Here is a 25,574-nt window from a genome sequence, read left to right as displayed (position 1 = left end):
CGGCTCCTTATTCCCGGTAAATTCCTGTGGTAGGCGTATCCCCGGCATATCCCCAGGCGCGATACATCCCTTCGCTGTTAAACGGCAACGCGACATTACCTTCGTGATCAACGGCGATTAATCCACCGCTGCCGCCCAGCGCCGGTAATTTTTCCATCACCACGCGCTCACAGGCGTCGGCAAGGCTGAGTCCGCCATATTCCATCAATGCGGCGATATCGTAAGCCGCGAGCGTGCGAATAAAGACCTCTCCCGTTCCGGTACAGGAAACGGCGACGCTGGCGTTGTTGGCATAACACCCGGCGCCGACCAGCGGGCTGTCGCCGACGCGCCCGGGCAATTTATTGGTCATCCCGCCGGTAGACGTTGCCGCCGCCAGATTGCCGAATTTATCCCGCGCCACTGCGCCGACTGTACCCATTTTTTTCGTTTCGTCCAGCGGCGCGCCGCTGTGATCGAGCGCCATTTCACCCGCCGCACGCGCCGCCAGCAATTGCTCGTAACGCGCCGGGGTGGAAAAGATATCCGGCGAAACGCGCGCCATCCCCTGTGAAAAGGCAAAGTTTTCCGCCCCTTCCCCCACCATGAGTACATGCGGGCTGCGCTCCATCACCAGTCTGGCGGCGAGCACAGGATGGCGAACATGACTCACGCCCGCGACGGCTCCGGCTTTCAGGGTATTGCCGTCCATCACGCAGGCATCCAGTTCATGAGTCCCGTCTCGGGTATAGACCGCGCCGATACCAGCATTGAAGAGCGGACACGCTTCCAGCAGGCGCACCGCTTCCGTCACTACATCAAGCGCGCTGTCACCCGCTTCCAGCATCTTTTGCCCGCTTTCGACAATCTCTGACAGCGCCTGGATATAGCGTAGCTCCTGCTCATGGCTCATTTGCGCGCGAGCAATCGCGCCTGCGCCGCCGTGAATCGCAATCACTGCTTTATTCATTTTTAGGGTCCATTAACGGTGGCACACAACTTTTACTATAACTATCAGAATTGTTGTGAGTTATTCATTCGATTTTTGAATATAGAAAGATGCGTAAGGTATGTAAAGGCGCAAGGCCGTCTCTAAGACCGAGGTAGCATACTGCCCGCCACTGTTTTCTGACATAATAGCCGGATTCGATTTTGCCTCGCAGGAGTATGTTCATGGAATTTTCCGCCGGATTGATGCCGCTTGAAACGGCGCTGACCCAGATGCTTTCACGTATTACCCCGCTCACCGCCGTAGAAACGTTGCCGCTGGTGAACTGCTTTGGCCGCATCCTGGCGACCGATATCGTTTCTCCCCTCGATGTCCCCGGCTTTGATAATTCAGCTATGGATGGTTATGCGGTACGCGTGGCGGATTTGTCCGCCGATAAGCCGCTGCCCGTCGCCGGCAAAGCATTTGCCGGTCAGCCCTACCAGGGAGAGTGGCCTGCGGGAACCTGCATTCGCATTATGACCGGCGCCCCGGTACCGGCAGGTTGCGAGGCGGTAGTCATGCAAGAGCAGACGGAACAAACCGATGACGGCGTGCGTTTTACCGCCGATGTTCGTTGCGGACAAAACATCCGCCGCCGCGGCGAGGATATTCGCCAGGATGCGGTGGTCTTTCCGGCCGGTACGCGCCTGACTACTGCTGAACTGCCAGTGCTGGCGTCGCTGGGAATTGCCGATGCGCAGGTTGTACGTAAAGTGCGCGTAGCGCTGTTCTCGACCGGCGACGAGCTCCAGCTTCCGGGCCAGCCGCTGGAGGCGGGACAAATTTATGACACTAACCGTCTAACTATACATTTGATGCTGCAACAGCTTGGCTGCGAAGTGATCAATTTAGGCATTATTCCTGACGATCCCGGTAAGCTTCGCGCCGCATTTATCGACGCCGACAGCCAGGCCGATGTAGTGATAAGCTCCGGCGGCGTCTCGGTTGGTGAAGCGGACTATACCAAAACCATCCTTGAGGAGCTGGGCGAAATCGCCTTCTGGAAGCTGGCTATCAAGCCAGGCAAACCGTTTGCCTTCGGCAAACTCAGTAATAGCTGGTTCTGTGGCCTGCCGGGGAATCCAGTCTCTGCGGCACTCACGTTTTATCAACTGGTTCAGCCCTTACTGGCGAAGCTTGGCGGCAATACGGCAAGCGCTGTACCGCCGCGCCAGCGTGTACGCACAACATCTCGCCTGAAGAAAACGCCGGGGCGTCTCGATTTCCAGCGCGGCATCCTGCAACGTAGCGCCAACGGCGAACTGGAGGTCACGACCACCGGACACCAGGGCTCACATATTTTCAGCTCGTTTAGTCTGGGCAACTGCTTTATTGTGCTGGAGCGTGAACGCGGCAATGTTGAGCCGGGAGAATGGGTGGAAGTCGAGCCGTTTAATGCTCTGTTCGGAGGCCTGTAATGGCGGAACTTAGCGACCAGGAGATGCTGCGCTATAACCGACAAATTATTCTGCGCGGCTTCGATTTTGAAGGGCAGGAAGCGTTAAAAGATGCGCGGGTATTAGTGGTCGGACTGGGCGGGCTCGGCTGCGCGGCAACGCAGTATCTGGCCGGCGCTGGCGTCGGGCAACTGACGCTACTCGATTTTGATACCGTTTCCGTTTCCAATCTCCAGCGTCAAACCTTGCACAGCGACGCCACGGTCGGGCAGCCAAAGGTTGAGTCCGCCCGCGACGCGCTGGCGCGAATCAACCCGCATATTACCATTACGCCCGTTAACGCGCGGCTGGACGACGACGCTATGACCAGCCTGATTGCCGGGCATTCGCTGGTACTGGACTGTACTGATAACGTTAGCGTACGTAATCAACTTAACGCCGGGTGCTATACCGCGAAAGTGCCGCTAATCTCCGGCGCGGCCATTCGTATGGAAGGACAAGTTACCGTCTTTACGTATCGGGAAAACGAACCCTGTTACCGCTGCCTGAGCCGTCTGTTTGGCGAAAACGCTCTGACCTGCGTAGAGGCAGGGGTGATGGCGCCACTGATTGGCGTGATCGGTTCGCTACAGGCAATGGAGGCCATTAAGCTGCTGGCGCATTACGGTCAGCCTGCCAGCGGAAAAATCGTCATGTACGATGCGATGACCTGTCAGTTCCGCGAAATGAAGTTAATGCGCAACCCCGGCTGTAAAGTCTGCGGACAGTAGCCACTTTACGGATAAACATACCAAAGCACGGTTTATGGCCGTGCTGTATCAACAGATAATTACTGTCATCAGACGCAAAGCCAGCTTACCCAAGCTCCGACTGACGATCGGCTCAAGCAGCGCGGCATCATCTTAAACGCCATACCACAACCTCAAACCGTGATGTTGTACCTCATTTAACGCCTCTTTGTCAGAACCTCTCCATTCGTTGACGCACATCAAGACAACTTTCATTCGAAAGTAATTTAATCTTTATATGAAATAAGAGAGGCCGTTTATGATCTTCAATATTCAGCGCTATTCTACCCACGATGGCCCCGGTATCCGTACCGTAGTATTTCTCAAAGGCTGTTCGTTGGGCTGTCGCTGGTGCCAGAACCCGGAAAGCCGCGCCCGCGCTCAGGATCTGTTATACGATGCGCGGCTGTGTCTCGAAGGATGCGACCTGTGCGCGCAAGCCGCGCCGGACGTCATTGAGCGCGCGCTAAACGGCCTGCTCATCCATCGCGAGAAACTGACCGACGCCCATTTTTCCGTCCTGGCGCATTGTTGCCCCACACAGGCGTTAACCGTGTGCGGCGAAATAAAAAGCGTGGATGAAATCATGGCGACGGTACTGCGCGATAAACCTTTTTACGATCGCAGCGGCGGCGGTCTGACGCTTTCCGGCGGCGAACCGTTTATGCAGCCGGAGCTGGCGGCAGAGCTGTTTAAAGCCAGCCATGACGCCGGTATTCATACGGCGGTTGAGACCTGTCTGCATGTTCCATGGAAATACATTGCGCCCTCACTGCCTTATATCGATCTGTTTCTGGCTGATTTGAAACATGTCGCCGACGGGCCGTTTAAGCAGTGGACCGATGGCAGCGCCTCGCGGGTGCTGGAAAATCTCAGGAAACTCGCCGACGCGGGCAAAAAAATGGTGATTCGCGTCCCGCTGATTCAGGGATTTAATGCCGATGAGGAGACCATTAAAGCCATTACCGACTTTGCCGCCGACGAACTGCACGTCGGGGAAATTCATTTTCTGCCCTACCACACGCTGGGCATCAATAAATACCACTTACTCAGTCAGCCCTATCATGCCCCGGATAAACCACTGGATGCACCGGCGTTACTTGATTTTGCCCAGAAGTACGCCTGCCAAAAAGGTTTAACCGCGACCCTACGAGGATAATTATCATGACCCAACTGAAACTGGACACGCTCAGTGACCGCATTAAGGCGCACAAAACCGCGCTGGTACATATCGTGAAACCGCCGGTCTGTACCGAGCGCGCGCAGCATTATACCGAAATGTATCAGCAGCATCTGGATAAACCGATTCCGGTACGCCGCGCGCTGGCGCTGGCCCATCACCTGGCGGAACGCACTATCTGGATAAAACACGATGAACTGATCGTCGGCAACCAGGCAAGTGAAGTCCGCGCCGCGCCGATTTTCCCGGAATATACCGTCTCGTGGATTGAAAAAGAGATCGACGACTTGGCAGACCGGCCCGGCGCAGGTTTTTCCGTAAGTGAAGAAAACAAACGTATTCTGCACGACGTCTGTCCGTGGTGGCGCGGTCAAACCGTCCAGGATCGCTGCTACGGCATGTTTACCGATGAACAAAAAGGGCTTCTGGCGACTGGCATTATCAAAGCCGAAGGTAATATGACTTCCGGTGACGCGCACCTGGCGGTGAACTTCCCGCTGCTGCTGGAAAAAGGGCTTGATGGCCTGCGCGATAAAGTCGCCGAGCGCCGCTCACGCATCAACCTTACCGTGCTGGAAGATCTGCATGGCGAGCAGTTCCTGAAGGCGATTGATATTGTGCTGGATGCGGTAAGCCAGCACATCACGCGCTTTGCCGCGCTGGCGCGCCAGATGGCAGGCGAAGAGTCCCGTGAAAGCCGTCGTAAAGAGCTACTTACCATCGCCGAAAACTGCGAGGTGATCGCCCACCAACCGCCGCAGACCTTCTGGCAAGCACTGCAATTGTGCTACTTCATCCAACTGATTCTACAAATTGAGTCTAACGGTCACTCGGTGTCATTTGGTCGTATGGACCAGTATCTTTACCCCTATTATCGTCGCGATGTCGAACTAAACCAGACGCTGGATCGTGAGCACGCCATTGAACTGCTGCACAGCTGCTGGCTGAAACTGCTGGAAGTAAACAAGATCCGCTCCGGTTCGCACTCTAAAGCTTCCGCGGGCAGCCCGCTGTATCAAAACGTCACCATTGGCGGTCAGAATCTTATCAACGGTCAGCCAATGGACGCAGTGAATCCGCTGTCTTACGCTATTCTGGAGTCCTGCGGACGTTTGCGTTCTACCCAGCCCAACCTCAGTGTGCGTTATCACGCCGGAATGAGTAACGATTTCCTTGACGCCTGCGTCCAGGTCATCCGCTGCGGCTTTGGGATGCCGGCGTTTAACAATGATGAAATCGTCATCCCGGAATTTATCAAGTTGGGGATCGAACCGCAGGACGCTTACGATTATGCGGCGATCGGCTGTATCGAAACCGCCGTCGGCGGGAAATGGGGTTATCGCTGCACCGGCATGAGCTTTATTAACTTCGCCCGCGTCATGCTGGCGGCGCTGGAAGGCGGTCGCGACGCCACCAGCGGCAAGGTATTTCTGCCGCAGGAAAAGGCGCTCTCCGCAGGCAACTTTAACAATTTTGACGAAGTGATGGCCGCCTGGGATACCCAAATTCGCTACTACACGCGCAAATCGATCGAAATTGAGTATGTGGTCGACACCATGCTGGAAGAGAACGTCCACGATATTCTCTGCTCAGCGCTGGTAGATGACTGTATTGAGCGAGCGAAGAGTATCAAGCAAGGCGGCGCTAAATATGACTGGGTATCGGGTCTTCAGGTCGGTATCGCCAACCTGGGCAACAGCCTCGCCGCCGTGAAAAAACTGGTCTTCGAACAGGGCGTTATCGGTCAACAGCAGCTTGCCGCCGCGCTGGCCGATGACTTTGACGGGCTGACCCATGAGCAGCTGCGCCAGCGTCTGATTAACGGCGCGCCGAAGTACGGTAACGACGATGATACCGTCGATACGCTGCTGGCGCGCGCTTATCAGACCTATATTGATGAGCTGAAGCAGTACCATAACCCGCGCTACGGTCGTGGCCCTGTGGGCGGCAACTATTACGCCGGTACGTCCTCTATCTCAGCAAACGTGCCGTTTGGCGCCGCGACTATGGCTACCCCGGATGGTCGCAAAGCGCATACACCGCTGGCGGAAGGCGCAAGCCCTGCATCAGGTACGGATCATCTCGGCCCGACGGCGGTGATTGGTTCCGTAGGCAAATTACCTACCGGTTCCATTCTCGGCGGCGTGCTGCTCAACCAGAAACTGAACCCAACGACGCTGGAAAACGAATCCGACAAACAGAAACTGATGGTTCTGCTACGGACGTTCTTTGAGGTGCATAAAGGCTGGCATATTCAGTACAACATCGTGTCACGCGAAACGCTGCTGGATGCGAAAAAACATCCGGACCAGTACCGCGATCTGGTCGTGCGTGTGGCAGGCTACTCCGCCTTCTTCACCGCGCTGTCGCCGGATGCGCAGGACGATATCATCGCCCGTACCGAACATATGCTGTAATTTGCCCTGGCGCCATCGGCAATATGTCCGAACTGCCTGATGGCGCTACGTTTAACAGGCCTACGCAGGCCTGTTAATCAGAAGGGATCGGTGCCGTCAAGCACGGCCTGAATGACGTTGAGCGCGCCTTGATGGTTATTATCATCAGTGTGATAACGTGAAAGCGCTTTGATATTGTCTGCGGCATTGCCCATGGCAAAAGAGTAATGCGCCATTTTCAACATTTCCGCATCATTACCGCTGTCGCCAATGGCGACGACATTCTGTGGCGACCTGTTCCAGCGCTTTAACAGACGACTGATGCCATTCGCTTTATGCAGTCCCGGGATAATCAGGTCGATAAAACCGAAGCCGCTGGTGACGGGCTTCATGATGCCATCCAAAGATACGTGCAGTTTGTCGATAACCAGCGGAATTTGTTCATCGGGCAAATTCAGGGAGAACTTAAACAGGATATCGTCAATGTCGTGATAATCGTTTACCGGCTGCAGGCGGTGATAATGTTTGGCCATCAGCGCCACGAAAGTCTCGGGAGCGTTTTTGCTGACATAAGCGCTTTTCAGACCACAGGCGACGAAGTTAAGCTGCTTATCCTTCAGCAGTTCGCCAATCACAATACGCGATTCATGTTGGGTTAGCTCCCCGTGAAACAACTGCTTGCCATGTTCATACACCAGCGCGCCATTTTCTGCGACGAAGGAAATTTCGTCTTTCAGCTCGGGGAAGAAGGAGATCAACTGGTAGTACTGATTACCGCTGGCGACCACAAATTCGATATTACGTTTTTTCAGTTCCTGGTATTGCGCCATGAAGCGTACACGATCGTACTGCTTGGCATCGTCGAGAAAAGTGCCGTCCATATCGGTAACGACAACGTTAACGGTCATACTTAAGCTCCTGGCTGTAACTGCGACCAGAAACATTTTAATAACAATGTGAGCAGAACCACAAATTTATTTCGAATGAAAAGTGGCTGAACGAAAGGAATAGCCGCATAAGACATTAAGGCGTCCTGGCCACCTTACGTTTTCCTCTCGCTTCTCTCCTTGTGCGCTCCTGCAATATCTTAAACTTGCATTAACCTTATTTTAACTTAAAGTATCACATGTAACTAACTTTACTTTCGAACGAAAGATGATGAGGTTGATATGATGACTCCTTTTACCCACGAAACGCTGCCCGCCGACCCAAAAGCGGCCATTCGTCAGATGAAGCAGGCGCTACGCGCGCAAATCGGCGACGTACAGGCGGTGTTCGACCGTTTGAGCGCCACCATAGCAGCCCGGGTGGCGGAAATTAACGATCTGAAGGCGCAGGGGCAGCCGGTATGGCCAATTATCCCTTTTAACGAACTGGCGATGGGCAACATTAGCGATGCCACCCGCGCCGAGGTTAAGCGCCGCGGGTGCGCGGTGATTAAAGGTCATTTTCCACGCGAACAGGCGCTGGCATGGGACCAGTCGATGCTCGACTATCTGGACAAGAACCATTTTGACGAGGTGTATAAAGGACCGGGGGATAATTTTTTCGGTACGCTGAGCGCCTCCCGGCCTGAAATCTATCCTGTCTACTGGTCGCAGGCGCAAATGCAGGCCCGCCAAAGTGAAGAGATGGCGCTGGCGCAGTCGTTCCTCAACCGTCTGTGGCAGGTAGAGCACGACGGCAAGCGATGGTTTAATCCGGATATCAGCATCATTTACCCGGATCGCATCCGTCGCCGCCCGCCAGGCACCACATCCAAAGGACTGGGAGCGCATACCGACTCCGGCGCGCTGGAACGCTGGCTGCTGCCAGCCTATCAGCAGGTATTCGCCAGCGTGTTTAACGGCAACGTCGAGCAGTACGATCCGTGGAATGCGGCGCACCGTACCGAAGTTGAAGAGTATACGGTGGATAACACCACCAAATGCTCGGTATTTCGCACCTTCCAGGGCTGGACCGCGCTCTCCGATATGCTGCCCGGTCAGGGGTTGCTTCATGTCGTCCCTATCCCGGAGGCGATGGCGTATATTCTGCTGCGCCCGCTGCTGGATGATGTCCCGGAAGATGAATTATGCGGCGTCGCGCCGGGCCGGGTGCTGCCGGTTTCTGAACAGTGGCATCCTTTACTGATGGCGGCGTTAACCAGCATTCCGCCGCTGGAAGCCGGGGATTCCGTGTGGTGGCATTGCGATGTCATCCACTCCGTCGCCCCCGTCGAAAATCAGCAGGGCTGGGGCAATGTGATGTACATTCCTGCCGCGCCAATGTGTGAGAAGAATCTGGCCTATGCGCGTAAGGTGAAAGCGGCGCTGGAGACAGGCGCATCACCGGACGATTTCCCGCGCGAGGACTATGAAACCACCTGGGGAGGGCGTTTCACGCTGCGCGATCTGAATATTCACGGCAAGCGGGCATTAGGTATGGACGTTTGACGGTCGTACCGCCCTTCCCGCTCACCTGCGGTGTGCCCTTTGCCTGGGCGCACCCGTCTTACCGAACCTACGCGCCAGGATACGTAGGCCCGGTAAGCACAGCGCCACCGGGCGTCAGTGTTTAGCTTTCAATCCCTTTACTACGCAAATAATCGTCGTAGTTACCGCTGAAGTCCACCACGCGCTCCGGCGTAATTTCAATGACGCGGGTTGCCAGCGAGCTGACGAACTCACGGTCGTGCGAAACAAAGATCAGCGTGCCCTGATACAGCTCCAGCGCCATATTCAGCGATTCGATCGACTCCATATCCAGGTGGTTAGTCGGTTCGTCCATGATCAGGATATTCGGCTTTTGCATCATCAGTTTGCCGAACAGCATACGGCCCTTCTCGCCACCGGAGAGGACTTTCGCAGGCTTTTTGATATCATCCTGGCTAAATAACAGGCGGCCCAGAATACTGCGCACTGCCTGCTCGTCGTCGCCTTCCTGCTTCCACTGACTCATCCATTCAAACACCGTCAGGTCATTTTCGAATTCATATTCGTGGTCCTGCGCGTAGTAACCAATACGCGCGTTTTCCGACCATTTAACGGTGCCGTGATCGGCGTCCAGATCGCCAACCAGCGTCTTCAGCAGCGTAGATTTACCCACGCCATTGGTGCCGAGTACCGCCAGCTTCTCGCCGACGTCGAGCAGCAAATTGACATTTTTAAACAGCGGACCGTTATCAAAACCTTTCGTCAGCGCCTCCACTTCCAGAGCGTTACGGAACAGTTTTTTATCCTGCTCAAAACGGATGAACGGGTTCTGACGGCTGGAGGCTTTCACCTCTTCCAGCTTGATTTTATCAATCTGCCGCGCGCGCGACGTTGCCTGACGCGATTTAGAGGCATTGGCGCTAAAACGGCTAACAAAAGATTGCAGCTCGGCAATTTGCGCTTTTTTCTTCGCATTATCGGCCAACAGACGTTCACGCGCCTGGGTCGCCGCCGTCATATACTCATCATAGTTACCCGGATAGACGCGCAAGTCGCCGTAATCCAGATCCGCCATATGCGTACAAACCATGTTCAGGAAGTGACGGTCGTGCGAAATGATGATCATCGTGCTATCGCGCTCGTTCAGCACCTGCTCCAGCCAACGGATAGTATCAATATCCAGGTTGTTGGTCGGTTCGTCGAGCAACAGGATGTCCGGGTTAGAGAATAACGCTTGCGCCAGCAGCACACGCAATTTCCAGCCTGGCGCGACTTCACTCATCAGACCGTAATGCTGCTCCAGCGGGATGCCCACCCCCAACAGCAGTTCGCCCGCACGCGCCTCAGCGGAATAACCGTCCATCTCGCCGTATTTTACTTCCAGATCGGCGACTTTATAGCCGTCTTCTTCGCTCATTTCCGGCAAGGCGTAGATACGGTCGCGCTCCTGCTTGACCTCCCACAGTTCGCCATGCCCCATAATGACAGTATCAAGTACGGTGAATGTTTCAAAAGCGAACTGGTCCTGACGCAGCTTACCGATGCGCTCATTCGGATCGAGGGAAACATTGCCCAGCGTCGGCTCCAGGTCGCCGCCGAGGATTTTCATAAAAGTGGACTTTCCGCTACCGTTGGCGCCGATCAGGCCGTAACGGTTGCCGCCGCCAAATTTGACGGAAATGTTTTCGAACAGCGGCTTACTGCCGAACTGCATGGTAACGTTGCTGGAAACTAACACAGGCTTATCCTGAAAAAAGATGTGACAAACCGCTTATTATGCCACAAGTCTGAAATAAGATCGCGCCCTGTGCAAAGGGCTACACTGAACCGTAAGGGAAAAAAACGTGATTTCGTACACATCTGAATTCCCTGTTTACTGGAATGCACCTATAATGCGCTCCCAACATGACAGAATTCTCAACCTACTAGCCTGCTTGGCACAGAATCTCGCATAACATGAATATGAAATTAACAACGCTTTTCGCGGCGGCTTTCGCTGTAGTTGGTTTTTGTAAAACAGCCTCAGCAGTCACTTACCCGCTGCCTACCGATGGTAGCCGTTTAATTGGGCAAAATCAGGTCATCACCGTTCCTGAGGGCAATACCCAGCCGCTGGAGTATTTTGCCGCGGAGTATCAGATGGGGCTGTCCAACATGCTGGAAGCCAACCCGGGCGTGGATACCTTCCTGCCGAAGGGCGGTACCGTGCTGAATATTCCGCAGCAGCTGATCCTGCCGGATACCGTACACGAAGGCATTATCATCAATAGCGCGGAAATGCGCCTCTATTACTACCCGAAAGGCACAAACACCGTTATCGTCCTGCCGATTGGGATCGGTCAGTTAGGTAAAGACACGCCTATCAACTGGACGACCAAAGTTGAACGTAAAAAAGCCGGTCCGACCTGGACGCCTACGGCAAAAATGCACGCTGAATATCGCGCCGCCGGCGAGCCGCTGCCTGCGGTCGTGCCTGCGGGCCCGGATAACCCGATGGGCCTGTACGCGCTGTACATCGGTCGCCTGTATGCTATTCACGGCACCAACGCCAACTTCGGCATCGGGCTTCGCGTGAGCCACGGCTGCGTACGTCTGCGCAACGACGATATCAAATTCCTGTTTGAAAATGTGCCGGTCGGTACCCGCGTGCAGTTTATCGATGAACCGGTAAAAGCCACCACCGAGCCGGACGGTAGCCGTTACATTGAGGTGCATAACCCGCTGTCAACGACGGAAGCGCAGTTTGAAGGTAAGGAAGCGGTGCCGATCACGCTTAATAAGAGTATCCTGGCCGTCACCAACGAGCCTGACGTTGATCAGACCGTCGTACAACAGGCAGTTCAGGATCGTTCCGGGATGCCGGTTCGTCTGAACTGACAGACTCTGCCTGCGAAGCCCGATAGACACTATCGGGCTTCTCTTACGGCATCAGTTGCAATAATCCATATCCCACCAGCGCCGCCCATGCCAGCATCGGCAGCGAATAGAAATGAAATCGCCACCAGATTCGGCGATCGTTCGCCATCCGTAAAGCAATAAGATTTGCCAGCGACCCCGGCAGCAGACCAAACCCGCCGATATTCACCGCCCACGCCAGCAACGTCGAGGCCGGTACATAGTTCAGCAGGAGAATGGTACTGGGCACATTACTGATAACCTGCGACAGGCCGATAGCGGTTAGCCAAAGCCCCAGGTGAGACAGTGCGCCAACCTGGTTGAAAACGCCCTGCAACGCCGGCAATTGCGTTAGCAGATGGACATCAATAAACATCGCCATAAATACCAGCAGCAGCGTCCAGTCCACGCTGACTATCACCCTGCGCGCCAGCACAATAAACCCAGCCGCCACCAACACCAGTCCCCATAACTCTTGTCTGAGCTCCAGCGCGGTAAGAAAAACGACATATAATGCCAGGCAACTCCACACCAGACGGGGCTGCCACTGCGGCGAACGCGTACCGGTATGATACTGTAACGCCCTACCCGGAAAACAAAACCAGCACAGGAGCAGTAACGTCAGCATCATCATGACGGCAAGCGGCGCCATTTGCCCGCTAAATTCAGCAAAGGTTAAGCCGGAGCGTCCCCACAACAGAATATTTTGCGGATTACCGACAGGCGTCAGCAGCGAACCGGCGTTCACCGCCAACGCTTCAAAAATAATCAATCGGTTGACCGGAATCGCGCACAGTTTTTTTAACGTTATCGTCAGCGGCACAACGATAAACAGCGCGACATCGTTTGTCAGAAAGGTCGACAGCGCCGCCGCAGCCAGCACCAGGAACATCGCCAGCTGCCGCTCGGTATGAAATCGGCGCGTCATCTTGCGTCCCAGCACATCAAAATAGCCGCTCAGCTCAACGCCTTTAGTGAGCAACATTAACCCACTGAGGGTAATAATGGTGTGCCAGTCAATCGCGCCAGGCCAGGCGCGGGGCGCAAAAGGAACAAACAGGCTTAACGCCATCCCCACAATGATCAACAACTGAAAAAAACGGTCACGCCGCAGCGCCCGTAAAAAGGCCAGACTCATTCTGCAGATGTTCCATGCTGTTGCGTGAAGGCCAAAAAGGCATCCAATGTCTCCTGGCTGACATGGTGTTCCATCCCTTCCGCATCACGACGCGCGATCTCCGGACTTACGCCTAATACCAGTAAAAAATTTTCGACAATTTGGTGCCGCTCGCGGCTTTCCTGCGCCAGCTTCTCCCCTTCCGGCGTCAGAAAAACGCCGCGCCAGGGGATCATTTGAATAAATCCTAACGATGCCAGGCGCTTAAGCATTTTGGCCACAGTCGGCTGGGAGACGCCGAGCCGCGCCGCCATATCCACCTGACGCGCTTCCCCTACCTCAATAATTAAATCGGAAATCAGCTCAACGTAGTCGTCTATCAACTCACGGCGATGCGCCTCTCTGACCTGACGAAATCCTTCAACGTGTTCTTCTACGTTCACCAATTGCGTCACTTTTTTTGTTGTTGGCGTACCTGCGCGACGACCCATTTTGCTTCCTCGTTTCTGTGACGCGTTAACGCGTCAGCTGACAGAGCGCTCATTGTAAACCAGAGTTGTCCGGGCACAAAAAATTAACGTTTTAGCAATAGCTATAAAACATAGCCTGTGCTATATCTGTATGTAATGCAGACATCCCTCACGGATCGATGGGATAGAAACATCAGGAGGTTTATATGAACGAATTTAAGAGGTGTATACGCGTGTTCAGTCACTCTCCCTTTAAAGTCCGGTTAATGCTGCTCTCTATGTTGTGCGATATGATCAACGGCAAACCGGAGCAGGATAACCCTTCCACGAAATAACGCGGCGGTGCGGTACGCCGCTTTATTTTGCATCCTCAACGGAAATGGCGCCCATTTCCCCTGTTTTTTTGTGGTTTTGCTATTCTCTTCGCAAAACATTTTCTTTCCGGCGGTTGACCTTCTTACCCGCACGCTCTATCTTCTGGCAGCCCTGAATATTTTGCGACTCGCCGTTGCGAACCCAATACCTTTTTTACGCATAATCAGGCAGGTAATGACCCTTCGCGCCAGGGTTAGCACATGGCGTTTTTGCAATAGTGGCATATGAATGCAACCCTTATCGATTCACTTCTGGCCCGTCGTCGGGCTGTAAGCCCGTGGGCGGGCCTCTACTTTTTACAGTCGCTGCTGATTAACCTCGCGCTCGGCTACCCCTTTAGCCTGCTTTATACCGCGGCGTTTACCTGCCTGTTGCTGCTGCTCTGGCGCTACCTGCCCCGCGGACAAAAAGCGCTGCTCGGCATCTGTTCGCTGGTAGCCGCTTGCTATTTTCCCTTTGGCCAGGCTTACGGCGCCCCGAACTTTAATACGCTGCTGGCGCTGCACTCCACCAATATGGAAGAGTCGAGCGAAATCCTGACCATCTTCCCGTGGTATAGCTACCTGACCGGACTTTTTATTTTTGCGCTGGGTATTATTGCGCTTCGCCGCCGAAAAGAAGAAGTCAGGCCGCGCTGGAATAGCCTCGACAGCCTGTGCCTGCTGATCAGCGTCGCGGCATTTTTCGTCGCGCCGGTACAAAATCTGGCCTGGGGCGGCGTTTTTAAGGTTATTGATACCGGCTATCCGGTTTTTCGCTTCGCCAAAGACGTTATCGTCAATAACAACGAAGTCATTGAAGAGCAGCACCGTATGGCGCAGCTATCCGGCATAAAAGATAGCTGGACGGTTACTGCGGTGAAACCCAGATATCACATCTATGTCGTGGTGATTGGTGAAAGCGCGCGACGGGATGCCATGGGCGCTTTCGGCGGCCACTGGGATAATACCCCCTTCGCCAGCCATGTGAATGGCGACTTCTTTATGGATTACATCGCCGCCAGCGGCTCAACGCAAAAATCGCTCGGTTTAACGCTCAATCGCGTGGTGGATAACAAACCGCAGTATCAGGATAATTTCGTCACGCTGGCTAACCGCGCCGGTTTTCAGACATGGTGGTTTTCCAATCAGGGGCAAATCGGCGAATACGACACGGCCATCGCCAGTATCGCCAAACGCGCCGATGAAGCGCATTTCCTGAAAAACGGCGATTTTGAAGCGGATAAAAATACTCGCGACGAAGCGCTGTTAACCATGACGGCGCAGGTATTGGCGACAGAACGCACGCAACCGCAGTTGATTGTGTTGCATTTAATGGGGTCGCATCCCCAGGCCTGCGACCGTACTCAGGGAAAATACGCGACGTTTGTCCAGTCGAAAGAGACGTCTTGTTATTTATACACCATGACGCAAACCGACGATTTGCTCCGTCAGCTCTATACTCAGCTTCGTCATAGCGGCGACAGTTTTTCGCTCGTCTATTTCTCCGATCACGGGCTGGCGTTTAAAGAACGCGGCAAAGCGGTACAGTACCTGGCGCATGACGACAAATTCCAGCAAAACTTCCAGGTGCCGTTTATGGTGCTATCCAGCGACAGTAAAGCGCATCGGATCATTAAAGCTCGCCGTTCCGCGAACGATTTCCTGAGTTTTTTCTCGCAATGGACAGAAATTAGCGCTAAAGAGATCAAAAATCGCTATCGATTTATTTCGGAACAGAAAGCCGGGCCCGTTTATATCACCAATTTCAAATTACAGAAAGTGGACTATAACCATCTGGGCAGCGATATTTTTTCACTAAAATAATGCACGTTTCAGGCAAAAAAAATCCGCCCCGAAAGGCGGATTTTTCATTTTCACCGACGTGATTAGAAGCGGTAACCTACGCCAGCAATCCAGGTGCCAACGTCAACGCTACGAATACGGCTCTGCTCGTAAGAGAAGTCCAGAGCAACATTTTCCATCGGGTTGAATTGCAGACCAGCGCCATAGGAGAAGCCATAATCGCTGGTGTCATGTTTGTAGGTTGGGTAATCGGTCGTCTGGAATTTACCGTAACCCACACCGACTACACCGTAGATGCTTGCCCAATCGTTCAGACGGTAAGCCGGGCCGGCAGTGATGCCGTAGTACTGACCTTTGTTGTAATCGCCCGCACCGTTAGTACGATCTTTTTCGGTGTAGGTGAAGGAACCGATTACGCCCAGCGGGTTGTCGTCCTGCTCATAACGATACTTCAGGTTAAAACCGCTCATTTTATTCGCTACGCCCTGCGCGTCGCTCTGAGCGTAACCACCGGTAACGGTAGAAGTAGCAGCTACTGCAGTACCTGCGGAAAAAGCCAGAACAGCGGCCAGTGCTGAAAGACATGCAATTTTTTTCATAACCACCTCAAATGTGCTTCAAGTAAGTCCTAAGTTTTAAATATATCAAAAATTAATGGGAAACTCTTTGCGATTCACGGTGTCTAAGGGCGCCTTTCATGTAACAGAACGTTTCCATATCGCGCTATCTTATTCAATTAACATCACTTTTCCGGCTGATTGCACCAATAATGCGCGTGCGGCGCGATACATTCATCCAGATTATTCCTAAACTAACAGTCTATTTATCCATCAATTTAAGTTCATTTTATGGAATCCTGGAAATTTTTTTTCAACGAATCCTCAACCGCCGCGGGGAATTTCCATTACACTGCCACCTTTACTCGTACTGACATTTTTTGACAGGAGAAAGGATGCCGGGGTCAACACGTAAACTACCAGTCTGGTTGCCCATTTTGGTTTTGCTCATTGCCATGTCCTCTATTCAGAGTGGCGCTTCACTGGCGAAATCGTTATTTCCTCTTGTCGGCGCGCCGGGCGTAACGGCGCTTCGTCTGGCGTTGGGAACGCTTATCCTTATCGCCTTTTTCAAACCCTGGCGTTTGCGTTTTGCCAAAGAGCAGCGGCTGCCTTTACTGTTTTATGGTCTGTCGCTGGGCGGGATGAACTATCTATTCTATCTGTCGATTCAGACGGTGCCGTTGGGTATTGCGGTCGCGCTGGAATTTACCGGTCCTCTGGCGGTCGCGCTGTTTTCATCCCGGCGGCCGGTAGATTTTATTTGGGTCGTACTGGCTGTGCTTGGGCTCTGGTTCCTGCTGCCATTAGGGCAAGATATGTCTCACGTCGATCTTACCGGGGCCGCGTTAGCGCTCGGCGCTGGCGCCTGTTGGGCTGTCTATATTCTTACCGGCCAGCGAGCAGGCGCGGAACATGGTCCGGCCACGGTGGCGGTAGGCTCGCTGATTGCCGCCATCATTTTCGTGCCGATTGGCGCAGTTCAGGCTGGCGATGCGCTATGGCACTGGTCGATTCTTCCCTTAGGGTTAGCGGTCGCTGTGCTTTCTACGGCGCTGCCTTATTCACTGGAAATGATTGCGCTGACGCGCCTGCCAACCCGCACCTTCGGTACGCTGATGAGCATGGAACCCGCGCTGGCCGCCGTTTCCGGGATGATTTTTCTGGGCGAAACGCTTACGGGCATACAAATCATGGCCCTGTGCGCCATCATTGCCGCCTCAATGGGTTCTACCCTAACGATTCGACGCGAACCGCAAATTAAACAAGTTGACGTAAAATAGTTTCTTATTCTGCATGATGTGCATAATCATGCAGAATATCACCTCGTTATTCACCTTTTATTATTGCGCTATTACTTCGTCATTTTTTGTCATATTTTTTCTCATTTTTTACATTAAAATGAGAATTATTACCCACCAAACAGCAAACTCGTCTAACCAGTTGATTTTTAATCAAAATAAATATTAAATCTTGTCTGTACTATTAAAGTGATAGGTAAATTCAAAAAAGCAAAGTTAAAAACCGGTGCTATACTTATTTTCGTTAATTACCTGGGACACAAACATCAAGAGGATATGAGATTATGAGTACCGCTAAACTGGTAAAAACAAAAGCGTCTAATCTGCTTTATACCCGTAACGATGTATCAGAGAGCGATAAAAAAGCGACGGTTGAGTTGCTTAATCGTCAGGTGATCCAGTTCATTGACCTGTCGCTGATCACGAAACAGGCCCACTGGAACATGCGCGGTGCTAACTTTATTGCCGTTCATGAGATGCTGGATGGCTTCCGTACCGCACTGACCGATCATCTGGATACTATGGCCGAGCGCGCCGTACAGCTTGGCGGTGTGGCGTTAGGCACCACGCAAGTTATCAACAGCAAAACTCCACTGAAAAGCTATCCGCTCGACATCCATAACGTGCAGGATCACTTAAAAGAACTGGCCGATCGCTACGCTGTTGTCGCTAATGATGTTCGCAAAGCTATCGGTGAAGCCAAAGATGAAGACACTGCCGATATCTTTACCGCCGCATCACGCGACCTCGATAAATTCCTGTGGTTTATCGAATCCAACATCGAATAAATCTATCTCTACCCTGAATACTTCGAGTTGCAGGAAGGTACAAACGCAGCGAATCCGCAGAAGCCTGACTTCCGTCGGTCACTGAAGCGAACGCACCTGCAACTTGATGTACACAGGTATATAAGTCATCCCTATACCCCTGCCTGGCACAGGGGTTTTGCACTTAAATAGTGCACACGTCTTGTACTCCCCTCCGATAAAAGTGAATTATTTGTAATAATTACATCACACAATCGTTAATTAAAGATTGTTTTAACAACAATTTTTACGCTAAATAGACCCTGTATCTCTACTTTGTTATTCATGCACTAAATCAGTGCCCCAAAACGGTGCGGCATACTGGTTTTGCCCGACTTATTGTGCACAGGAATGTTTCACGCTTCTGTTAAAACAATGAGTTACATAATTGGCATGATTTTTTCATTACGCTACATGTTCTCGCAGGGGATCGCCCCGTGGATAGAAAAGGAAATGCTATGAAGTCTCTATTAAAAGTTTCACTGGCTGCACTTACCCTGGCTTTTGCGGTGTATTCGCACGCTGCGGATAAGAAACTCGTTGTGGCAACCGATACGGCGTTCGTTCCGTTTGAATTTAAACAGGGCGACAAATACGTCGGTTTTGATGTTGATCTGTGGGACGCTATCGCGAAAGAACTGAAGCTGGACTACACCCTGAAACCGATGGATTTCAGCGGCATTATTCCGGCATTACAAACCAAAAATATCGATCTGGCGCTGGCGGGTATTACGATTACGGACGAGCGTAAAAAAGCGATCGACTTTTCCGATGGCTATTACAAAAGCGGTCTGCTCGTGATGGTGAAAGCCAACAATAACGATATTAAAAGCGTTAAAGACCTCGATGGCAAAGTCGTTGCCGTGAAGAGCGGAACCGGGTCGGTGGATTACGCGAAAGCGAATATCAAAACCAAAGACCTGCGTCAGTTCCCGAACATTGATAACGCGTACATGGAATTAGGCACCAACCGCGCAGACGCCGTTCTGCACGATACGCCGAACATCCTGTACTTTATCAAAACCGCAGGCAACGGCCAGTTCAAGGCGGTAGGTGAATCGCTGGAAGCACAGCAATACGGAGTTGCCTTCCCAAAAGGCAGCGATGAACTGCGCGAGAAAGTCAACGGCGCGCTGAAAACGCTGCGTGAGAATGGCACCTATAACGAAATCTACAAAAAATGGTTCGGTACAGAACCTAAATAAAACGACCTGATGTTGGCTTGTGGCCCGGTAGTGAGGACGCTCACCGGGCCTACAGCTCTTTCCGTGACGGATAAGACACTTTCCGCCATTTCCGCGCCGGATAGAGCATTTGACTATTTACACCACGGTAACAGGAACGACATATGCAGTTTGACTGGAGCGCCATCTGGCCCGCCATTCCGCTTTTGCTTGAGGGCGCTAAAATGACCCTGTGGATCTCGGTCCTCGGTCTGGCTGGCGGCCTGGTTATTGGACTGGCGGCAGGTTTTGCCCGTACGTTTGGCGGCTGGTTCGCTAACCACATCGCCCTGGTTTTCATTGAAATTATTCGCGGCACGCCCATCGTTGTCCAGGTCATGTTTATCTACTTTGCCCTGCCGATGGCATTTAATGATTTGCGTATTGATCCGTTCAGCGCAGCGGTCGTGACAATTATGATTAACTCCGGCGCTTATATCGCGGAAATTACTCGCGGCGCAGTACTATCCATTCACAAAGGTTTTCGCGAAGCGGGTCTGGCGCTGGGCCTTTCTCGCCGGGAAACCATCCGCCATGTTATTTTACCGCTTGCTCTGCGCCGTATGCTGCCGCCGCTGGGCAATCAGTGGATCATTAGCATCAAAGACACCTCGTTGTTTATTGTTATCGGCGTAGCCGAGCTGACCCGTCAGGGCCAGGAAATTATTGCCGGTAACTTTCGCGCCCTGGAAATCTGGAGCGCCGTGGCCGTCTTCTATTTGATCATTACGCTGGTGCTGAGCTTTATTTTGCGTCGTCTTGAAAGAAGGATGAAAATCCTGTGATTGAATTTAAAAACGTCTCCAAGCACTTTGGCCCCACCCAGGTGCTGCATAACATTGATTTAAACATCCGTCAGGGCGAAGTGGTTGTGATTATCGGCCCTTCCGGCTCGGGTAAATCCACGTTATTACGCTGTATCAATAAACTGGAAGAGATCACCTCCGGCGATCTGATTGTCGATGGTCTGAAAGTCAACGATCCTAAAGTAGACGAACGGCTGATTCGCCAGGAAGCCGGCATGGTGTTTCAACAGTTTTATCTGTTCCCGCATCTGACCGCGCTCGAAAACGTAATGTTCGGTCCTCTGCGCGTGCGCGGCGTAAAGAAAGAAGAAGCGGAAAAACAGGCGAAAGCTCTGTTAGCGAAAGTTGGACTGGCGGAACGGGCGCATCACTACCCCTCCGAGCTTTCCGGCGGTCAACAACAGCGCGTCGCCATTGCCCGAGCGCTGGCAGTGAAGCCGAAAATGATGCTCTTTGACGAGCCAACCTCCGCTCTGGACCCTGAACTGCGCCATGAAGTGCTGAAAGTCATGCAGGATCTGGCGGAAGAAGGCATGACCATGGTCATTGTCACTCACGAAATCGGCTTTGCCGAAAAAGTCGCCTCACGGCTGATTTTCATCGATAAAGGCCGTATTGCCGAAGATGGCAGTCCGCAGGCGTTGATCGAAAACCCGCCAAGCCCACGTTTACAGGAATTTTTACAGCACGTCTCCTGAGATATCGCCCTTCCAGCCCTGCGGCAGGAAGGGCATCATGGAATAGTCCCATTTCATTTTCCCTCCCCTGCGCCATCTATACTTAGTGTTTTGCGTCTCTTTTCTCACTGGAGGAGTCATGCGGTGGACCCTGTTCATCCTTTTTTGTCTACTGGGCGCACCTGCCCATGCGGTCGCCATACCCGGCGTGACCACGGGGACATCAACCAGCCAGCAAGCAGCGCCAGAGCCCAGTCCTGAACAAAAAAAAGCGGCCTATGCGGCCCTGGCTGACGTACTGGAGAACGAGGCTTCACGTAACGAATTGATAGCGCAACTCCGCGAAGCCTCAACCACGCCGCCGACCGAGCCAGCGCCAGCGCTTGCGCCGCCTGCGGCCAAAGATGAGAAAACGGTACTGGAGAACGTCACCACCGTTACCCGTCAGTACGGCGATGCTTTCGCTACCCGTTTCGCCCAGCTTTATCGCAACATCACCGATGCGCCGCACAAGCCGTTTAACTCGCAAACCTTCACCAACGCGTTAACCCACTTTTTATTTCTGGCCGTCGCGGTATTTGGTTTTTATAGCGTGATACGGCTTTGCGCCCTGCCGTTATATCGAAAAATGGGCCTGTGGGCACGCAAGAAAAACCGTGAACGCAGCAACTGGTTACAGCTCCCGGCGATGATCGTCGGCGCGTTTATTATCGACCTCCTGCTACTGGCGCTCACCTTATTTATCGGTCAGATGCTCAGTGATAATTTCCATGCGGGAAGTCGAACTATCGCTTTTCAGCAAAGCCTGTTCCTGAATGCCTTCGCGCTAATAGAGTTCTTTAAAGCGATTCTGCGGCTTATTTTTTGCCCTAATGTACCGGAGTTACGCCCATTCGCGATTCAGGATGCGACAGCGCGTTACTGGAATCGCCGTATGAGTTCCCTTAGCAGCTTGATTGGCTACGGGCTGATTGTTGCCGTTCCGATTATTTCCAACCAGGTGAATGTTCAGGTTGGCGCGATGGCTAATGTGGCGATCATGCTCTGCATCACCATCTGGGCGCTGTACCTGATCTTTAAAAACAAAGCGGAGATTACGCAACATTTATTAAGTCTGGCGGAACGATCATTAGCCTTTTTTAGCCTGTTTATCCGCGCCTTTGCGCTGGTGTGGCACTGGCTGGCCAGCGCTTACTTTATCGTGCTGTTTTTCTTCTCGTTATTCGACCCAGGCAATAGCCTGAAGTTTATGATGGGCGCGACCGTGCGCAGTCTGGCGATTATTGGCATCGCGGCGTTTATCTCCGGTATGTTTACCCGCTGGATAGCGAAAACCATCACCCTGTCGCCCCATACGCAGCGCAACTACCCGGAATTACAAAAGCGGCTTAACGGCTGGCTCTCCTCAGCGCTAAAAGTCGCACGCTTTTTGACCGTCTGCGTCGCCGTTATGCTGTTGCTCAACGCCTGGGGGCTATTCGATTTCTGGCACTGGCTACATTATGGCGCGGGGGAAAAGATGGTCGATATCCTCATCCGTATCGCGTTAATCTTATTCTTCTCCGCCGTGGGATGGACGATTCTCGCCAGTCTGATTGAGAATCGCCTGGCCTCCGATATTCATGGCCGCCCGCTACCCAGCGCCCGCACGCGCACGCTGCTGACGCTGTTCCGCAATGCGCTGGCAGTGATTATCAGTACCATAACCATCATGATCGTGTTATCGGAAATCGGCGTCAATATCGCGCCATTGCTGGCTGGCGCAGGGGCGTTAGGTCTGGCTATCTCTTTCGGTTCGCAAACCCTGGTGAAAGATATTATCACCGGCGTCTTTATTCAGTTTGAAAACGGGATGAATACCGGCGACTTAGTCACCATAGGCCCGCTGACGGGGACGGTCGAAAGAATGTCGATTCGTTCCGTCGGCGTGCGGCAGGATACCGGGGCATACCATATTATCCCGTGGTCCTCGATCACCACTTTCGCCAACTTTGTGCGCGGTATCGGCTCTGTTGTCGCCAACTATGACGTGGATCGCCATGAGGATGCGGATAAAGCGAATCAGGCGCTGAAAGACGCGGTAACGGCGCTGATGGAGACGGAGGATATTCGCGGGCTGATTATCGGCGAACCCACGTTCGCCGGTATTGTCGGTTTAACGAACACGGCGTTTACTTTACGCGTGTCGTTCACCACGCTACCGCTCAAGCAGTGGACGGTGCGTTTTGCCCTTGATAGCCAGGTGAAAAAGCATTTTGATCTGGCTAATGTGCGCGCGCCGGTGCAAACGTATCAGGTTCTGCCCGCCCCCGCCGGCGGCCCGCCGCCTGATTCACTGCCGCCGCGCGAACCGACGATTTAGCGTTCACGGGTGATAAAACGGCGACGCTGGTCGTCATCCATAAAGGTCCAGGCGATAAAGCGGCTTTGCTTTTGCCCCTGGGCCATCTCTTTTTTCACCACTTTCACCGCGCCAGCCTCCGTCAACGCCCGGTAAAGCGGTGGTAAATTCTCGCCGCGCGACACCAACGTCGTAAACCACAACACCTGACGGCGGAAGGATTGGCTTTCAGCAATCATTTTTTTTAATAAAGGCGACTTCGCCGCCTTCACACCATAGCTCCTGCTGTTGACCGCCAAAGTTCAGCGCATCATCTTTATTCTGCCCCAAATTGCGGCGCTTACGCTCGCTGCCCGCGCGGGCTGCGGCGGCGGAGTCGTGAAAAGGCGGGTTACAAAGCGTTGCGTCATAAAATTCATTTTTATGAATAATACCGGTAAAAATGGCCGCCGGATCTTTTTGCCGACGCAGACGAATGGCGCGGCTTAACCCCATATTAGCCTGAATGATAGCCTGCGCGCTGAACATCGCTGCGTCGCTGACTTCACTACCGGTAAATCGCCAGCCATATTCATGTACGCCGATAAGCGGATAAATACAATTGGCGCCCACCCCCACGTCCAGAATAGTTGCCTGCGCCGGAATACTCCCTGTCGTTTCGCCAAGCAGATCCGCCAGATGATGGATATAATCCGCACGACCAGGCACCGGCGGACATAAAAACCCTGGCGGAATGTCCCAGTGTGTAACGGCATAAAAATGCGCCAGCAACGCCTTATTGAGCGCTTTTACCGCTTGCGGATTAGCAAAATCAACGCTCTGTTCACCGGCGGGCGTGCGGATAAGAAAGGACGTCAATTCCGGCGTGGTCTGACACAGTGCGGCGAGATCATAACGGTGTTGGTGGCGGTTGCGCGGGTGTAACCCCGGTTTCTGGGCGGACATGGCATTCTCCTTTTAGCAGCGGCGTAAGATACCCGTATAACGCCACGGGGTAAATATACCACCGCGAATTCCCTGCCTCGCTCGTTTGATCGGATATCTGAATGACATTGGTTCTGCTCATGGTCTGAAAAGATCGCACGATGCGATTTTTTCACCTGACGGCGCTACACTTAACCTCAGGTACCCTAAAATCAGGAGAGCGTGATGGCATCCGGCTGGGCAAATGATGACGCAGTGAATGAACAAATCAACAATACCATTGAAGATGCCGTTGCCCGCGCTCGCGGCGAACTTCCCCACGGCGAAAGTCGCGATGAATGCGAATCGTGCGGCGACCCTATCCCTGAAGCGCGGCGTAAAGCCGTACCGGGCGTTCGGTTATGCATAGCCTGCCAACAGGAGAAAGATTTACATAACGCAACATTTTCAGGATATAATCGTAGAGGTTCAAAAGACAGCCAGTTACGCTGACTTTTCTTTACCGAAACCGCCAGTATTATCCATTCCTTTACGCTCATGCTTTTTAGCGTTCTGCGTCGCAGAATGTGCCGTTAACCTCGACTCTGTAAAGCCAGATGACAAGAACGGTAAATTCCACCGTTGAATTAATTAATAATCAATAGGTTATTTGTCATTCAAAAATTTTGAGCAAGGCCGTCAATTCTATTCGATTTTATCTTTCGCAAAAAACCGTGATACTCATCACATCGACGGAACATCGTCCCATAAACAGAATAACCTGCGAGAGATTAATCATGAAAACCATTAAATATGCTGTTGCAGCCATCGCGCTTTCCACCCTTTCTTTTGGCGCTTTTGCCGCAGAACCGGTTAGCGCGTCTCAGACGCAAAACCTGCATAAAATCGGCGTAGTGTCTGCCGATGGCGCCACCACGCTGGATGGCCTGGAAGCTAAACTGGCTGAAAAAGCCGCCGCTGCTGGCGCAAGCGCTTATAACATCACCTCCGCCGTAGGTAATGACAAAATGAGCGGCACTGCGGTGATTTATAAATAATTTACCTGCCCGCCAGATTTCAGGCTGTAACATCGCTGTTGTTTGAATTCTGACGGGTATTACCCTCGTCTGTTTGCCAACAGACCCACTGCTCCAACCCTCATTAACCCTGTTTG

22 protein-coding genes and 1 pseudogene are annotated in these 25,574 nt (G+C 52.9%); 16 read left to right on the top strand and 7 right to left on the bottom strand.

The window, feature by feature from the left end:
- Positions 1–7: 7 nt before the first annotated feature.
- Positions 8–949: a beta-aspartyl-peptidase gene (gene iaaA, locus ACLJRU_RS13150; RefSeq protein WP_001030503.1), complete on the bottom strand. Its 942-nt coding sequence runs from the start codon at positions 947–949 to the stop codon at positions 8–10.
- 203 nt (positions 950–1,152) lie between these two features.
- Here iaaA and moeA point away from each other — a divergent pair, with 203 nt between their 5' ends.
- The 4 genes from moeA to ACLJRU_RS13130 all read left to right on the top strand — a co-directional run bounded on the left by moeA (position 1,153) and on the right by ACLJRU_RS13130 (position 6,752).
- Positions 1,153–2,388 carry a molybdopterin molybdotransferase MoeA gene (gene moeA, locus ACLJRU_RS13145; RefSeq protein WP_000395792.1) on the top strand — a complete coding sequence of 412 codons (1,236 nt, stop codon included), beginning with the start codon at positions 1,153–1,155 and terminating at the stop codon, positions 2,386–2,388.
- Positions 2,388–3,137 carry a molybdopterin-synthase adenylyltransferase MoeB gene (moeB, locus tag ACLJRU_RS13140; RefSeq protein WP_001539566.1) on the top strand — a complete coding sequence of 250 codons (750 nt, stop codon included), beginning with the start codon at positions 2,388–2,390 and terminating at the stop codon, positions 3,135–3,137. The genes moeA and moeB overlap by 1 nt, the downstream gene beginning before the upstream one ends.
- Before the next feature lie 277 nt (positions 3,138–3,414).
- Entirely contained in the window at positions 3,415–4,314 is a 900-nt protein-coding gene (locus tag ACLJRU_RS13135) for a glycyl-radical enzyme activating protein (RefSeq protein ID WP_001539565.1), read from the top strand.
- 5 nt (positions 4,315–4,319) lie between these two features.
- On the top strand, positions 4,320–6,752 hold the full coding sequence (locus ACLJRU_RS13130; RefSeq protein ID WP_000192662.1) for a glycyl radical protein: 2,433 nt from the start codon (positions 4,320–4,322) through the stop codon (positions 6,750–6,752).
- A gap of 77 nt (positions 6,753–6,829) precedes the next feature.
- Here ACLJRU_RS13130 and ACLJRU_RS13125 read toward each other — a convergent pair whose 3' ends face one another.
- A complete protein-coding gene (locus ACLJRU_RS13125; RefSeq protein ID WP_000217902.1) occupies positions 6,830–7,639 on the bottom strand; it encodes a Cof-type HAD-IIB family hydrolase in 810 nt (269 codons plus the stop codon).
- A 261-nt stretch (positions 7,640–7,900) separates the two neighbouring features.
- Between ACLJRU_RS13125 and ACLJRU_RS13120 the strand changes: the two genes are divergently transcribed.
- Positions 7,901–9,166, top strand: a complete 1,266-nt coding sequence (locus ACLJRU_RS13120) for a DUF1479 domain-containing protein (RefSeq protein WP_000988929.1) — start codon at positions 7,901–7,903, stop codon at positions 9,164–9,166.
- 121 nt (positions 9,167–9,287) lie between these two features.
- Here the strand turns inward: ACLJRU_RS13120 and ACLJRU_RS13115 are convergent, their stop codons facing one another.
- Positions 9,288–10,883 (bottom strand): ABC-F family ATPase, encoded by a 1,596-nt coding sequence (locus ACLJRU_RS13115; RefSeq protein ID WP_000961476.1) that lies wholly within the window; start codon positions 10,881–10,883, stop codon positions 9,288–9,290.
- A gap of 218 nt (positions 10,884–11,101) precedes the next feature.
- Between ACLJRU_RS13115 and ldtB the strand changes: the two genes are divergently transcribed.
- On the top strand, positions 11,102–12,022 hold the full coding sequence (gene ldtB / locus ACLJRU_RS13110) for a L,D-transpeptidase (RefSeq protein WP_001056404.1): 921 nt from the start codon (positions 11,102–11,104) through the stop codon (positions 12,020–12,022).
- A gap of 43 nt (positions 12,023–12,065) precedes the next feature.
- Here the strand turns inward: ldtB and ACLJRU_RS13105 are convergent, their stop codons facing one another.
- Both ACLJRU_RS13105 and mntR read right to left on the bottom strand, forming a co-directional pair.
- On the bottom strand, positions 12,066–13,178 hold the full coding sequence (locus ACLJRU_RS13105) for an anion transporter (protein WP_000050089.1): 1,113 nt from the start codon (positions 13,176–13,178) through the stop codon (positions 12,066–12,068).
- Positions 13,175–13,648: a manganese-binding transcriptional regulator MntR gene (mntR, locus tag ACLJRU_RS13100; protein WP_000533542.1), complete on the bottom strand. Its 474-nt coding sequence runs from the start codon at positions 13,646–13,648 to the stop codon at positions 13,175–13,177. The genes ACLJRU_RS13105 and mntR overlap by 4 nt, the downstream gene beginning before the upstream one ends.
- Positions 13,649–13,833: 185 nt before the next feature.
- On the opposite strand from mntR, the gene mntS reads away from it, so the two are divergent.
- Complete coding sequence (mntS, locus tag ACLJRU_RS13095; protein ID WP_001001755.1) at positions 13,834–13,962, top strand: manganase accumulation protein MntS; 129 nt, start codon at positions 13,834–13,836, stop codon at positions 13,960–13,962.
- 264 nt (positions 13,963–14,226) lie between these two features.
- Complete coding sequence (locus tag ACLJRU_RS13090) at positions 14,227–15,807, top strand: phosphoethanolamine transferase (RefSeq protein ID WP_038393961.1); 1,581 nt, start codon at positions 14,227–14,229, stop codon at positions 15,805–15,807.
- Positions 15,808–15,869: 62 nt separating this feature from the next.
- Here ACLJRU_RS13090 and ompX read toward each other — a convergent pair whose 3' ends face one another.
- A complete protein-coding gene (gene ompX / locus ACLJRU_RS13085) occupies positions 15,870–16,385 on the bottom strand; it encodes an outer membrane protein OmpX (RefSeq protein ID WP_000716763.1) in 516 nt (171 codons plus the stop codon).
- Positions 16,386–16,738: 353 nt separating this feature from the next.
- Between ompX and rhtA the strand changes: the two genes are divergently transcribed.
- The 6 genes from rhtA (at position 16,739) to ybiO (ending at position 23,518) form a co-directional block, all read left to right on the top strand.
- Complete coding sequence (gene rhtA, locus ACLJRU_RS13080) at positions 16,739–17,626, top strand: threonine/homoserine exporter RhtA (protein ID WP_001119555.1); 888 nt, start codon at positions 16,739–16,741, stop codon at positions 17,624–17,626.
- Positions 17,627–17,928: 302 nt separating this feature from the next.
- The gene (dps, locus tag ACLJRU_RS13075; RefSeq protein WP_000100805.1) at positions 17,929–18,432 is read left to right on the top strand and encodes a DNA starvation/stationary phase protection protein Dps; all 504 of its coding nucleotides are present in this window, start codon (positions 17,929–17,931) and stop codon (positions 18,430–18,432) included.
- A gap of 476 nt (positions 18,433–18,908) precedes the next feature.
- Positions 18,909–19,655, top strand: a complete 747-nt coding sequence (gene glnH / locus ACLJRU_RS13070) for a glutamine ABC transporter substrate-binding protein GlnH (RefSeq protein WP_000838677.1) — start codon at positions 18,909–18,911, stop codon at positions 19,653–19,655.
- 143 nt (positions 19,656–19,798) lie between these two features.
- Positions 19,799–20,458 (top strand): glutamine ABC transporter permease GlnP, encoded by a 660-nt coding sequence (glnP, locus tag ACLJRU_RS13065; RefSeq protein WP_001159076.1) that lies wholly within the window; start codon positions 19,799–19,801, stop codon positions 20,456–20,458.
- Positions 20,455–21,177, top strand: a complete 723-nt coding sequence (gene glnQ, locus ACLJRU_RS13060; protein ID WP_000569093.1) for a glutamine ABC transporter ATP-binding protein GlnQ — start codon at positions 20,455–20,457, stop codon at positions 21,175–21,177. The genes glnP and glnQ overlap by 4 nt, the downstream gene beginning before the upstream one ends.
- 118 nt (positions 21,178–21,295) lie before the next feature.
- Positions 21,296–23,518: a mechanosensitive channel protein gene (gene ybiO, locus ACLJRU_RS13055; protein ID WP_001267701.1), complete on the top strand. Its 2,223-nt coding sequence runs from the start codon at positions 21,296–21,298 to the stop codon at positions 23,516–23,518.
- Here ybiO and rlmF read toward each other — a convergent pair.
- Positions 23,515–24,442, bottom strand: a pseudogene (rlmF, locus tag ACLJRU_RS13050) (23S rRNA (adenine(1618)-N(6))-methyltransferase RlmF). The gene ybiO and the pseudogene rlmF overlap by 4 nt on opposite strands.
- Positions 24,443–24,646: 204 nt before the next feature.
- Between rlmF and ACLJRU_RS13045 the strand changes: the two are divergent.
- Positions 24,647–24,913 carry a DksA/TraR family C4-type zinc finger protein gene (locus tag ACLJRU_RS13045; RefSeq protein WP_000146330.1) on the top strand — a complete coding sequence of 89 codons (267 nt, stop codon included), beginning with the start codon at positions 24,647–24,649 and terminating at the stop codon, positions 24,911–24,913.
- A 284-nt stretch (positions 24,914–25,197) separates the two neighbouring features.
- Positions 25,198–25,458 (top strand): DUF1471 family protein YbiJ, encoded by a 261-nt coding sequence (gene ybiJ, locus ACLJRU_RS13040; protein ID WP_000849089.1) that lies wholly within the window; start codon positions 25,198–25,200, stop codon positions 25,456–25,458.
- Positions 25,459–25,574: the final 116 nt, after the last annotated feature.

The sequence above is a fragment of the Salmonella sp. SAL00653 genome, assembly GCF_046552515.1.
GTDB lineage: Bacteria > Pseudomonadota > Gammaproteobacteria > Enterobacterales > Enterobacteriaceae > Salmonella > Salmonella enterica.
The sequence above is the reverse complement of the archived record's forward strand: the minus strand, read 5'-3'. Positions and strand labels throughout refer to the sequence as shown.

What these genes read in the sequence shown, in the direction of transcription:
- moeB (WP_001539566.1), top strand. Translation starts at nt 2,388, where the DNA reads ATGGCGGAACTTAGCGACCAGGAGATGCTGCGCTATAACCGACAAATT.
- ybiJ (WP_000849089.1), top strand. Translation starts at nt 25,198, where the DNA reads ATGAAAACCATTAAATATGCTGTTGCAGCCATCGCGCTTTCCACCCTT.
- moeA (WP_000395792.1), top strand. Translation starts at nt 1,153, where the DNA reads ATGGAATTTTCCGCCGGATTGATGCCGCTTGAAACGGCGCTGACCCAG.
- iaaA (WP_001030503.1), bottom strand. Translation starts at nt 949, where the DNA reads ATGAATAAAGCAGTGATTGCGATTCACGGCGGCGCAGGCGCGATTGCT.
- ACLJRU_RS13105 (WP_000050089.1), bottom strand. Translation starts at nt 13,178, where the DNA reads ATGAGTCTGGCCTTTTTACGGGCGCTGCGGCGTGACCGTTTTTTTCAG.
- glnH (WP_000838677.1), top strand. Translation starts at nt 18,909, where the DNA reads ATGAAGTCTCTATTAAAAGTTTCACTGGCTGCACTTACCCTGGCTTTT.
- ompX (WP_000716763.1), bottom strand. Translation starts at nt 16,385, where the DNA reads ATGAAAAAAATTGCATGTCTTTCAGCACTGGCCGCTGTTCTGGCTTTT.
- mntR (WP_000533542.1), bottom strand. Translation starts at nt 13,648, where the DNA reads ATGGGTCGTCGCGCAGGTACGCCAACAACAAAAAAAGTGACGCAATTG.
- glnP (WP_001159076.1), top strand. Translation starts at nt 19,799, where the DNA reads ATGCAGTTTGACTGGAGCGCCATCTGGCCCGCCATTCCGCTTTTGCTT.
- ACLJRU_RS13130 (WP_000192662.1), top strand. Translation starts at nt 4,320, where the DNA reads ATGACCCAACTGAAACTGGACACGCTCAGTGACCGCATTAAGGCGCAC.
- ACLJRU_RS13090 (WP_038393961.1), top strand. Translation starts at nt 14,227, where the DNA reads ATGAATGCAACCCTTATCGATTCACTTCTGGCCCGTCGTCGGGCTGTA.
- ACLJRU_RS13125 (WP_000217902.1), bottom strand. Translation starts at nt 7,639, where the DNA reads ATGACCGTTAACGTTGTCGTTACCGATATGGACGGCACTTTTCTCGAC.
- ACLJRU_RS13045 (WP_000146330.1), top strand. Translation starts at nt 24,647, where the DNA reads ATGGCATCCGGCTGGGCAAATGATGACGCAGTGAATGAACAAATCAAC.
- ACLJRU_RS13135 (WP_001539565.1), top strand. Translation starts at nt 3,415, where the DNA reads ATGATCTTCAATATTCAGCGCTATTCTACCCACGATGGCCCCGGTATC.
- ybiO (WP_001267701.1), top strand. Translation starts at nt 21,296, where the DNA reads ATGCGGTGGACCCTGTTCATCCTTTTTTGTCTACTGGGCGCACCTGCC.
- ldtB (WP_001056404.1), top strand. Translation starts at nt 11,102, where the DNA reads ATGAATATGAAATTAACAACGCTTTTCGCGGCGGCTTTCGCTGTAGTT.
- ACLJRU_RS13120 (WP_000988929.1), top strand. Translation starts at nt 7,901, where the DNA reads ATGATGACTCCTTTTACCCACGAAACGCTGCCCGCCGACCCAAAAGCG.
- mntS (WP_001001755.1), top strand. Translation starts at nt 13,834, where the DNA reads ATGAACGAATTTAAGAGGTGTATACGCGTGTTCAGTCACTCTCCCTTT.
- rhtA (WP_001119555.1), top strand. Translation starts at nt 16,739, where the DNA reads ATGCCGGGGTCAACACGTAAACTACCAGTCTGGTTGCCCATTTTGGTT.
- dps (WP_000100805.1), top strand. Translation starts at nt 17,929, where the DNA reads ATGAGTACCGCTAAACTGGTAAAAACAAAAGCGTCTAATCTGCTTTAT.